Annotated in this window: 9 protein-coding genes; 1 reads left to right on the top strand and 8 read right to left on the bottom strand. The window is 41.6% G+C overall.

Going from position 1 to position 12083, the window contains the following annotated elements; all coding sequences use genetic code 11:
* The 8 genes from AN944_RS21475 to AN944_RS01125 form a co-directional block, all read right to left on the bottom strand.
* Positions 1-746, bottom strand: a 746-nt coding sequence (locus AN944_RS21475; protein WP_200913353.1) for a hypothetical protein, incomplete at its 3' end; no start/stop codon positions are given.
* Between the two features lie 8 nt (positions 747-754).
* Positions 755-2080, bottom strand: coding sequence for an HlyD family type I secretion periplasmic adaptor subunit (locus AN944_RS01155; RefSeq protein ID WP_055022738.1), 1326 nt, complete (start codon positions 2078-2080; stop codon positions 755-757).
* Positions 2073-4154: a peptidase domain-containing ABC transporter gene (locus AN944_RS01150; RefSeq protein WP_055022737.1), complete on the bottom strand. Its 2082-nt coding sequence runs from the start codon at positions 4152-4154 to the stop codon at positions 2073-2075. The genes AN944_RS01155 and AN944_RS01150 overlap by 8 nt, the downstream gene beginning before the upstream one ends.
* Positions 4151-5833 carry an ABC transporter transmembrane domain-containing protein gene (locus tag AN944_RS01145; RefSeq protein ID WP_055022736.1) on the bottom strand — a complete coding sequence of 561 codons (1683 nt, stop codon included), beginning with the start codon at positions 5831-5833 and terminating at the stop codon, positions 4151-4153. Before AN944_RS01145 ends, AN944_RS01150 begins: the two co-directional genes overlap by 4 nt.
* 318 nt (positions 5834-6151) lie before the next feature.
* Entirely contained in the window at positions 6152-7555 is a 1404-nt protein-coding gene (locus tag AN944_RS01140) for a tetrathionate reductase family octaheme c-type cytochrome (RefSeq protein WP_055022735.1), read from the bottom strand.
* A gap of 44 nt (positions 7556-7599) precedes the next feature.
* Positions 7600-9342 (bottom strand): DUF3373 domain-containing protein, encoded by a 1743-nt coding sequence (locus tag AN944_RS01135; RefSeq protein WP_055022734.1) that lies wholly within the window; start codon positions 9340-9342, stop codon positions 7600-7602.
* A 161-nt stretch (positions 9343-9503) separates the two neighbouring features.
* Positions 9504-9833, bottom strand: coding sequence for a c-type cytochrome (locus AN944_RS01130; protein WP_055022733.1), 330 nt, complete (start codon positions 9831-9833; stop codon positions 9504-9506).
* Positions 9834-10248: 415 nt separating this feature from the next.
* Positions 10249-10968: an SDR family oxidoreductase gene (locus AN944_RS01125; protein ID WP_055022732.1), complete on the bottom strand. Its 720-nt coding sequence runs from the start codon at positions 10966-10968 to the stop codon at positions 10249-10251.
* Positions 10969-11160: 192 nt separating this feature from the next.
* Here AN944_RS01125 and AN944_RS01120 point away from each other — a divergent pair, with 192 nt between their 5' ends.
* Positions 11161-12069: a LysR family transcriptional regulator gene (locus AN944_RS01120; protein ID WP_055022731.1), complete on the top strand. Its 909-nt coding sequence runs from the start codon at positions 11161-11163 to the stop codon at positions 12067-12069.
* Positions 12070-12083: the final 14 nt, after the last annotated feature.

Raw genomic sequence — 12083 nt, 5'->3', positions numbered from 1 at the left:
CCAGTGCCAGTGCCAGTGCCAGTGCCAGTGCCAGTGCCAGTGCCAGTGCCAGTGCCAGTGCCAGTGCCAGTAATTGGTGGTTGACCATGGGTACTTGGAGTTTGTGGTCCAGGATGGAGTGGCGTTGGCTGAGTGACTTGGGCGTACGTTGTAGGATTGGGAGTCGTCGAATCTTGATCGGGCTGCTGATCATTCTTCTGAGTAATATTCGTTTGGGCTGCTCGAAATTGACTGATATCTTCTGTTGCAGTATTGCCTGCTTTAAACGGCTCAGCATTTCCAATTCCTGTTGTTTCGGTTGAACCTGTCTCTTTGATTAGTTTATTTTCAGGCGTTGCTTGAGTAACCTCTAAAGCGTCATCTGACTGTTCTGCCGATGCAATTTGGCGAGTGGCAGTGATAGTCTCTGTCGCTTCGGTGGTTTGATTGGTTACTGGCGATTCAACACTCTGTGGGATTTGATCAGAGGGTAAGTTTGGTTTTGTTTTCCCATGCGCTAGTGAAGAGCTAACCGATTTATCGGCAACAAGATCCTGATTAATACCGACAGTTGTTTGTGGGGTATCTCGAGCTTCTTTTGCTAGGAGTTTTTTGGCTTCAACGTCAATTTTATTGGCCGCAACCTTTGCTTTTTTATCTCGTTTAACTTGTTCAGTTTGCGTAGCCGTGTTGGGCTTATTGACCTGTTTAGTATCCGTTTTTTGCTCACTATTAGGTGGAGTCTTGCCTTGGTTGTCTTGAGTCATGCTAACCTCTACCTCTCACCGAATGCTTCATTAATATTAGTAAACACGGGTTTCCATAAATATTGGAAAACACTTTTATCCCCAGTCACTATGTCTGCTTCTCCTGTCATGCCTGGGATTAATTCAAATTGACCAGGCGTGTCAAAAAAGTAGGGCTTTTCGATGGACAGTTGCACCTTGTAAAAAACGCCGCCTTTTTCATCTGAGTCAGTGCTGGGAGAGATGCGTTTGACGATGCCATCAAGCGCGCCGTATCGACTGTAATCAAAGGCATCAATTTTGATACGAGCACTTTGACCCACTCGAACAAAGCCGATATCTCTTGGGGACAGTTTAATTTCCATTAACCCTGTTTTAGTCATAGGAACTATCACTGCAACAGTGCCTCCTGGTTGAATTACACTACCAGTAGAACTTGTAGGAATGGATTGGATAATACCGTCAACAGGCGCTGTCACTGTATTTTGAGACACCAAAGAATCAGAAGATTTAAGCCTTGCGATAACCCCCAATAACTCTGCTTGAGTGTCTGTTCGTTTTTCTCCGACATCTTTAAACAGTGAGGCTTGTTTTTGCTTGAGTTGACGTTCTAAATTAACTAGATTTTTGGAGAGTACTTGCTGTTTACTTTCCATTGATTTTAGCTCACGTATGTAGGAATCAAGCTTTTGTTGTGACTCTAAAATACGCAACTTAGATACCGCTTGTTCAGCAGTAACGGACAGCATCATTTTAAGAGTTTGTTCAGCTGTTTGTATTTGATCGCTCAATGGCGGGATTTCTGCTTTAAGACCGTCAAGTTCAGCTTGGGTTTTGGCAATATCGGATTCTGATAATTGCTCCATTGCAACACGCTCTTCATTCATACGTCTTAAAGCGGAAGTATGAAGTCGCAGTAACTCAGGGTACTCGATAGCAAATTCGCTAAAGTCGGCCTCTCTTTGTTCCGTAAAGGCATCATAACGCTCAATTCGCATGATTAAATTGGCACGTTTACTGGTGAGCTCTTCTTCTGCTGATAAGCTATCAATAGAGACAAAGCTTGCTAAAATATCGCCTTTTTTGACGACATCACCCTCTTCAACAACGACTGAGGCTATCGTGCCACCTGCACGGCTTTGGATCACTTGTCGATGACCTAGTGGCACGACTTGTCCTTTAGATTTTGATATTTCTTCAACATCAGTAAAAACAGACCAAATAAGTATGCATAAAATTGATCCTGTGATGATTAAAATGACATTGCGGATCATTTTGCGTTCAGCAGGTGCTTCAATCGCTTCAGCAAATTCATGCTTAGGCCATATTCGATTAGCTAATTGACGATTATCCATTGATTGAAGACTCCTGTTCGGCACTTGAGATGGGCTGCTCTTGGGGCGTTTTATCTGGAATAGGGCCCGCGTAAACCACTGCGCCTTTATCTAAAATGATGACTTTATCTGCTTGTTGAATTAAGTCTTGATCGTGGCTAGTAAATAAGACGGTTGAATGTCCCTTTAGGTTTGTTAACGTATTAATCAGGGTGGCTTTTGATGTCGGGTTTCGGTGTGGTAATGGTTCATCAAGCAACAAAAGTGGAGATTGTTTCACTAACGCTCTAGCGAGATTAATATAGCTGCCTTCAATGGCCGAAAGCATGGCATTGTTTTCGCCCAAAAGGTCGACAGATAAATCATTATTGATGCTGTTAAAAAAGCTTTGTCCGCCAGCATCAATTAGAGCTTGAATAATTTCTTGGTCTGTAGCGTTAGGTTTAGCAATACGAATATTTTCTGCCAAGGTACCAGGGAAAATATCCGGTTGTGAGGGACTATAACCAGCCCATTGTCTAAAAATGGCAGTATCATATTGTTTTAAATTTTTACCGTTGATGGTTACAAAGCCTGCTTGGGCATCTAATACGCCTAATGCACTGAGTAGTAAAGTGGATTTACCACAAGCGTTTGGTCCAATAATGGCCACTAATTCACCCGGTTCAATCTCTACATTTACCCCTGCTAGTGCAGGTTCACCTTCTGCGCTGTATCGAAGCGTGACATGCTGAAAAGCAACTGCTGGTGGCTTGCTATTATCTGGTGTATCCAACCTAAGTTCTGACTGCTCTGTATTGGCCTGCATGAACCGATCAAACTGTTTGACCGCAATATCCATCATGGTGAATTTTTGTTTAGAGGAAAATGCTAATTGAGCAGGACCGGTAATACGCCAAATCATCATCACGCAGGCAATTAATGCCCCCGGAGAGATGCTCTGATCTAACACTAAAAATATGCCAGTAAATACCGTAATTAATGCGGTAAAAAGACTAAGTGAATGAGCAACTGCTGCATTTAAACCATTACGTTTAGCGTATAAAAAATTCTGTCGGCTATTTTCTCTTGCTTGGCGAATAAACTTTGTTTGCCAGCCTTCGGTGTCACCAGCGGCCTTTAATTGCAGTAAGTTTTTAGATAATTCGCTCATAGCATTTTGATATTCGCCACTGATTGTCGGAGAAGCTGCTTGAACATAACGAGTTAATAGTTTCATCACAAGGTAATAGAGCAGCAACATACCAATAGGCACTAAAACTAACCAACCGCTTAAAAACATGATGGCGAGTAAGGCGATGAGAGTGAATGGTAAATCCACTAAGCTTCCACCGCCAGGGCCTGACAGTAGCATCCTGACCTTTTCAGCATTTCGCATTCGGGCAATATGATTGGAAATACCGACTCGTGATAGCACCATAAGAGGCATATGCAACAAACGATAAAAGGTTATTTCAGATAAGTCCCTAGCAAAGCGGTTGCTGGTTGTAGCCAGTATTTGTGCCCGTACTAAACGAGTACTGACTAAAACACCAATTGCCAAGACACTGCCTAGTGCGATGCTAGGTAGTATTGACGGTGTTTGCCCGCCAATGACTCGATCATATACGGCCATGGTAAATAATGGCACGGCCAGACCTGTAATACTTGAAAGTAAACTGAGCCAAAATACAGGTCGGTACCATTTTGTCCGTTTACTCATTTGTGCGGCAAAAGCTTGCACGTTTTTCTTACTGCTCGGTAATGATTCAACCAGAAAAACATGAGCTTTGTCATTGAGTTGGGTTAAGTCTATTGGTTGCCATGTATTCTCAACCTGCAGTTTCTCGAAAACATTTCCTTGGCGCCTGACAATGAATCCAGCTTCATTTTCTGGAATCACAAGAAATGGATGAATCGCAAGATGAAGATTTTTAGCTGAAGGGTGAATGACTGAAAAGCTAATTTGGTGCTTTTTAAGCAAGCGAGAGACTTCAAGAGTGTTAAAGTCATTGTGGCTATTATCACTGGCGATATTACTGGCCTGTGTATATAAGCCAAGCTGCTTGAACAGGGTGATAATGAGTGGTTTTAATTCTAATGATGCTTGGCTCATGAGCGGTTCTCCTTATTAGCTTGGCTAACCGATTGGGAAGGCGTTTGCTCTGAAGAAGGTTCGCTATGGCCGATGATATCAATGTTTTGATCGCATATTTGGCTAAGCGCTACATAATGTGATGCGGTCACTATAGTCATGTGCTGTTTTAGCTCTTTGAGTAAAGCTATTAAACGATTTTGCGCATCGGCATCTAATGAAATCATCGGTTCATCTAGAAGCAGTATTGAAGGTTGCTGAACCACAGCTCGCACTATGGCGATAAGTTTTATCGCCCCTTTGTTGAGCATTTGGCTATCACTGTCTGCGACGAGCGTTTGATAACCGTTAGGCAGTTGGGCAATGGCATTAGTTAAACCTAGGCTATCTGCAACAGCCATGGCTTGCGGTTCATACTCAGCCCGAAACATGGTCATGTTTTCTAATAAGCTTCCCGCAAATAGTGTCGGCCAAGGCGCAACGTAAGTGACTGATTGTCTAAATTCTGTGGCATTATGCTGATAGATTGGTGTGCCATCAATTGTCACCGCACCTGAAGTAATCTGCTGAAATCCTGCAATCATGCTTAAAATATGGCTTGCATGACTTAGCGGATTAGATTGAAGATTCACCAAGTTATTAGGTTCAATTTTCGTGGAAAAATTATCAATTACAGTCCCGAGGTTTTGACTACACACGGTCGTAAATTGGATTGGGCCAAAAGGAAGCTTTTGATGATATAGGGTTTCGCCTGTAAAAGGCTCAGCGGGAATTTCAGTTAAGTCATTAACGTGTGACATCGCCGTTTGAGCACTAACAAGTCTTGAGCGTAAACTAATGATGGCACTTAATGGGGCAATAGCTCTACCTGCTAAAATCGAACAAGCGGCAAGTCCACCTGTTGTCAGTGAGCCATTTAATACTTCGAGACAACCCAGCATGACTAAAATGAGAGTCGTGCCTTGGGATGCCCCTTGAATCACTTCTTGTAATTTTGCCGATAGCCAATCGACTTGCTGCTGCTTATCAAGACGCTGGTAATTGATATTGTTATAAATGCCCGATAAACGATCTTCAAGTGATAAGGCTTTCGCGGTTGTTAAACCAGATAAAACCAGTATAAGCATTCTAGTTCGCTCGGCATCAGACAGTGCCAGTGCGTGAGTCGCAACTGCGAGTTTTTTCCCAATAAAATAGACTAATGCGCCGACAACTAACCATACCGCAATTGGAATAAACACCAGTGGGCCACCAATATAGGCCACTAAAGCAAGAAAAATCAGGACGAAAGGGAAGTCCATCAAAGCAACAATAGCTTGTCCAGAGTAAAGTTCTCGCATACTAGAAATACTGGCGAGGCCGTTGGCAATACGACCAGTACCCATGGCTTCAACATGGCGATAATTAGCTTTCATGAGCTTATCAACGACATCAGATGTTGTTGATAACTCGAAGTTGGCTGCTGATGCTGCAAGAATCCAACTACGACCATACCTAAGTAACAGTTCAAGCAAAATAGCGACGGCGACTCCTGATACTAAAATAGTCGCAGTCCCGTAACCTTGATTAGGTAAAATTCGGTCATAAATTTGTAGCATGGTGAAAGGCAAGGCGAGCGACAATAAATTAATAAAAGTCGACGATAAAAAAAGCTCTGGAAAGGCTTTATTTTTGGAAAGTAAACTGAAGTTTTCCCGCATTTATTCAACTTCCTTATAAACACTAACTGTTATCCATAAAGCGTAGTTCACTTTGTGCGAATTACCTCCAAGTTAAATGCTAAAGGTTATTAATTCAACAATTAACGTTTGTTATAGTTCGAAAGTTGAACGTTGGGAAAAGGGCGTGTTTGATTGAGAATAATTATGTTGGTTGTTCGGTTTATAGAGTTATAGATTGAGATAAAGGTGGAAGGGGCAATGGAAAGGAATATTTGTAGCACTCTATATAAAAAACTGCCCTCTTTGCATTGGGCAGTTTTCAAGTTTAGACCTTCTTTATTCCTCAAGTCGGGTTATTTAGTCTGTTGTTGCATGTTTCTTAATCGACTTATTTTTCATTGGATCGCCTTCATAGCCTAATGCTTTCCAATCCATGCGAGTGCCTTTAATGTGACAATCATTGCACTTTAAAGCTTGCTCTGTTGGGGCAACCATATGATTGATACGCCACCACATCTCAGTTTCAGCAAAGCCATATTCGCCACTGTATTTTATGCCTTTATCTAACATCGCTTGATTGGCCTGCATACCAAGTTCAGCAGCTTTATTCCAATCAAAGGTTTTCCAATAACCGCCTTTACCAAAGACCTTAGCTGTGATGAAAATGTTTTGTTTGCTGTCATAAATCTGCTTACCAGTATGCACTTTAAATGGATATATCTTGGCTTTTTCATCATTGATATCACCGAGAGGGTAAGTCAATTTAGTGACCACCTTAGGATCCATTTTATCGCCAGCCATATAGGCATCAGCCTTACCGTTATACCAAGCATATTGAGGTTGAACATTTTTAGCCCAAACAAAGTTACCTTTCTTTTTCATGTAGGTATGTTTGCCGTACTCATCTTTAGTTTGCTCAATATCTTGTCCTGCCGTTGACCAATCCCAGCTCATTTTGGTGGGTTCATTTTTAGCAAATTCAGGAATATGACAGGTTTGACATGCGATGCTGCTGGTATGGCTATTGAGTCGTTTATTGTCATGTGGAGCGGCTTCATGGCAATTTTCACAACCAATATCACTCATGCCTCCTGGTGATACTCCCATGGCATTACCTCTGATTTGATGACTCTCAGTTGTATGACAAGTTTGGCATTGGAAGTCATTTCCATCAGTATCCATATGCACATCAGTGACTTTATCAGGGTAAGACATAGAAGAGTCTAAATCGCCATGTTTAACCCCATCGCCACCGCCGCCATAGAAGTGACAACTACCGCAATTATCTCGAACTGGGGCACCGACATTTTGGGCCACTCGTTCAAGATTAACTTTGGCGAGCACTTCGCCTGCACCTGCAGGATCTTTAACATAAGTACCTGTTGTGTCGTGACAAATTAAACAGTCTACTTTGGTCATGTCATTGAAATCAAAGCTATCATCTTTCCAGCCGTAACCGGCATGACAACTAGTGCATCGAGGCTCATTGCCTGAGACGGCGATACAAAAGTTATTAATGGCATTTTTTTTGCCACGTTTGACGGTGCGCCCTGGCAGTTGTTGCTCAAGCTCCCATGTCCAATGAGAAGATTTCATCACGTCTTTAGCATGATCTTCATGACATTCGATACATTGACTTGTGACTTCACTGCCTTGAGTAAAAGGCCCTTCTATATAGTCTTTATGTGGATTAGCAGCACTGGCAAATAAGCTAAAGCAACATAATCCACCTGAAATTAAGCTGATTAAGAGTGTTTTCATATAGGACTCCAACCCTCAGTGATCGCTGAGGGAAGTTAATAGCATTAGAAATTAACGGTAAGAGATGCATTAACGTCGTAAGCGGTATCGACGACTGGCAGCATTGAGTAGGCTGTGCCTGCAACAACATCATCCACTTTTTGTGGTTTGCCAACAGGCGTGCCGCTGCCTGTATATTCAAAGTCGTAATAGAGCCCTGCGAGTTTAATAAACATTCTCGGATTGATATCAAACATGTAATAGGCTTCAGCCACATGTCCTCTGGTAGCCAGTTTGCTGCCAATAGGGTCATCTTGAGCTTGGGTGAAAGGAGTCCAATATTCAGAACCATAGTTATATTCAAGGCCAACTTTACCGTAAGGTGCTGGGATTTGTACGCCGACATAAATTCCGTAGCCGTCTTTGGCATCATTTTCTTCAGCGGCTGAAGGCATCATGATAATTTCACTAGAATCTGCATTTAATTGAGCTTCAAAAACAGCATCAGTTAGCATGCCGCCAAACATACCAGCATTGCCATTACCATCGGCGCGGGTCCATCCTCCAGATACGAACCACTTCACGTCATTATCTTCTTCGCGAGCGAAGCCAATGCCACCTAAGAACATATCGCCAATGACATCACTAGGCTGCACTCGAGTAACGAAGTTGAAGTCCTCAAACTTTTGCATGTCTTGATACATGGTTGGGGCAAATATTTCAGCCAATTGAGTTGGAAAAGCCATAGTGCCTTTAAAGCCATCATTGACATCTTTTGCGCCAAACAAGGTGAGTTGAAGGAAGTTTTTACCGTCGTTAACAACATCAATATTAAAGCCACCTAAGTGAGTGTCTTTAGTGACGATATCGCCAAACATTTCGCCATTTCCCCATTGGGATTCGAATCCTTGACCGTAACAAAAGCGAACCACTTGGCCTTCAACACCAGTGATATCACTTAGGTGATAACCCATAGTGGCGCCATCAAAATTAAAGTTAACTAAATGACCAGAAGGTGTGCCGCCGCGTTTTTCATTTTCCCGGTACTGGGTTGGTGGGCCATAAGTTGAAGGTCGACGCCCTATGGATAAATACAGTGGTGAACCATTAATATTTTTCCAATCAAAATAGGCGCGTTCAACTCTTAGCCAGTCGCCGCTTGGGTTGCCGCTATTGGTGCCATCCATAGTAAACGACCGCCAAGAGTCAAATACTTGTACTCCTGTTGAATCTCCCCAGTTCTTAAACATACTCAGACGACCAGCAAAGCTGACGTTGTCCCATACTTTGGCTTTAAGGTTCAGTCTTAAACGAGTGGTGTAATATAGGTCGTTATCAATATCTTGTACGGACTTGGGCGACAATACGTAAGGCAAGTTGCCTTGAAGCTGTCCATTTTGAAAAGCCGTCGCTAAGTTGGGGTTAGCCGCCATCATTTTTGCCAATGGTGAGTTAGCATCATCGGGCATTCCAAACTCGCCGGACATCGCCTTGGCACCAAAATCGTTAAAGTCGACATTAATGGCAGGGTTCCAAGTGACATCTTGGTAGTGAAGTGAATGAACTTTAGTTCTAAAGTCGCCAGTGATTTCTATTCTATCTAATGCTGTGTGACGCTCATTTTTATCGACTCGGTTGTTGATATCATCAAGTTCATCATTGATATCGACAAGCTGTTGTTTAAGCTCTGCTATTTTTTGTGCATCGGTTTTATTAAGGCTATCTCTTTGTATATCAACATCATTAGCATAAGCGCTTGCTGATAACATCAAAGCATTAGCAACTAATAGTGAAATTAGAGTACGCATAACATCTCTCCTTTCGAATGAGCAGCTCTTACATAAACTGCCTTCGATTGATGTTGGAAATCCTCTGTTTTGCTGAATTTAGGCAGCATTAAGCCCTGAGAAAATTCCCATCTTTCATTAATTTATTGAATTAAAAGTGTTTTATAGTATAACTGGGTTACCTAACCACAGGTTTGTGGTTGGTCTGAATCCGCTGCATGGTCATATAGGAACTGTTGGATATCTAATAGTTCTTGTTCATCCAAGGCATTGAATACTTCAGCTTTTGCTTTGTGTTTATTACGCTTAAAAAAACGGTCCCATTGGCTCATTGTTTTGCTCATTGGGGTTATCTCTCCACCTTCATCGCCTACGCCATGACAAGCCTTGCACTCTTTTTTATAGAGGTGTTTGCCTTTTTTAGGATTACCTCCATCAGCAGCTTGAACTTGTGCTCCAAAACATAAAGCGAGGGTGACGCATACGAGTATTTTATTTATTGTTTTCATCATCATTTCCTTTGTCTTACCTTGTACTGAGTTAATGGGCTTGGATATTTATGTATCTGGCTTGTTATTAAATTTAACAGTTGTCAAAAAAGGAATTGTTGAGTTCGATCAAGTAAATTAAAAAAATCTAATTGATAAAAATATAATTGATAAAAATCTAATGCTTTGAGGTGTATATTGTTTGTTATTGATAAATAATGGTATTTTTCTTTTTGTTAAGAGGGGGGAGTATTGTTTAATGCTTGCAATCGCTTTTGAAGGCAGGTTTTAGATCACACTTTTAATATTTAACTATCTCTAAAGTGATATTTGGTGGTTGCATAAAAGTAAATATGGAGAAGGATACAGCAGAAAGTGTGCACTGTTTTAGTTACAGTGCACATTGATCAATGTGTCTATTGATGTTGTCGGTAAGCTCTTATGGTTGCTGACGTGTTGCGGCAAGCGCGATTTCACGAACACAAACGCTTTGTGGCATTTCGTAGGCAAATACAGCCGTTTCAGCAATGACTTCTGGTGCGACTACGCCGCCCATGTCTTCTTTCCAGTCTGCGTAGCCATCTTTAATCGCTTGATCTGTTGTGTGGCTTAATAACTCAGTTTCTACCGCTCCTGGTGCAATGGTCACCATGCGAACATCGTCCATAGCAACTTCTTCACGGATATTTTCCGTTAATGCATGTACAGCAAATTTAGTTGCACAATAAGCCGCATGGTTTGGAAAGGTTTTACGGCCAGCAATTGAACTTACGTTGATGATAGTACCTGTTTTACGGGCTTTCATACTGGCTAAAACAGCATGAATACCATTCAGTACGCCCATTACGTTGATGTTGAGCATCTTGCTCCATTCTTGTGGATCTTGCACATCTGCTTGACCTAGTAACATCACACCAGCGTTATTGATTAAACAGCCAACAGGGCCGTATTGTGTTTCAGCTTCAGTAATGGCTGCTTTCATCGCTTCAGTATCTGTCACATCAACGCTAATTGCTAAGCTATTTTCAAGTTGCAATGCCTGCATGGGTTCAAGACGGCGAGCCAATAATAGTAATGGATGTCCCTTAGCGCTGAATGCTTTGGCCATTGCTGCACCAATACCTGAAGATGCACCAGTAATTACGATAAGTTCTTTCATGATTTCGACCTCTCTTTGTTAATGAGAGAATTATAGAGCGCGATTTATTGTTGATATATAATCGATAAAGAACATAATTGTTTACGTATGACTTCTAATGAGCCAGCGCTAGCGATGACTCATTGACGTATATAGGCGGTGGTTACTGCAGAACTGATACCATCTTATCTGCAAATGGATATTGAGAGTTAAATGAATACAGAAATAAATTTAGTGGATATCCGTGCTTTTGTGGTGATTGCAGAACAAGGTAACTTTACTCAAGCTGCGGAAGTATTGGGCTGTTCACGCTCGCACTTATCTAAACAATTATTGAGTTTAGAAACATTTCTAGGTGTCAGTTTGATTATTCGCACCACCAGGACGCAACGATTGACAGATCAGGGCGAGCTATTTTTACAACAATGCCAGCAAGCGTTACATCAAATTGAGCAAGCTGTGGCCACCACAGTAGATAGTGCGGAAAAATTATCAGGTAATATTTATATCAATTGTGTGGGTGGTTTTTTAGGGGAAGACATTATCGTTCCCTTAGTGAATGACTTTATCCAACTATATCCCGATATCACTATAGATCTCGATTTCAGTAGCCAACGAGTCGACTTAATTGAAGATCATTTTGATGTGGTATTTAGAATGGGGGATTTATCGGATTCAGGATTAATAGCACGAAAGCTTATTGATATTAAAAACTGTACCTTGGCGTCACCTGCCTACCTTGAAAGATATGGACAGCCGACACATCCGAGCCAACTCAATAAGTATGCTTGTATCGTTGGTTCGATTAATCATTGGCGTTTTAGTCAACAGGGAGCTGTGAAAGAGCATATTGATGTTGCGATTAAAGGTAAGTTTCGGTGTAAAAATGGCCGAGCAATGAAGATTAGCGCATTAGCTGGTAATGGTATCGTCAGGTTGCCATATTTATATTGTCATCAAGAGATACAAACTGAGAAATTAGTCGAAGTATTTACAGATTGGCAAATACCCGACACACCGTTTTATGTGCTTTATCACAAGGACAAATTTCAACCTGAGCGCCTGAAAAAATTTATACAGTTTACCCATGAAGGTTTCAAATCTTATCTGCCTGATTTATAAAAATTTAGTCAATG

The organism is Shewanella sp. P1-14-1, assembly GCF_001401775.1.
Taxonomy (GTDB): domain Bacteria; phylum Pseudomonadota; class Gammaproteobacteria; order Enterobacterales; family Shewanellaceae; genus Shewanella; species Shewanella japonica.
This window is presented reverse-complemented; position numbering and strand designations above follow the sequence as displayed.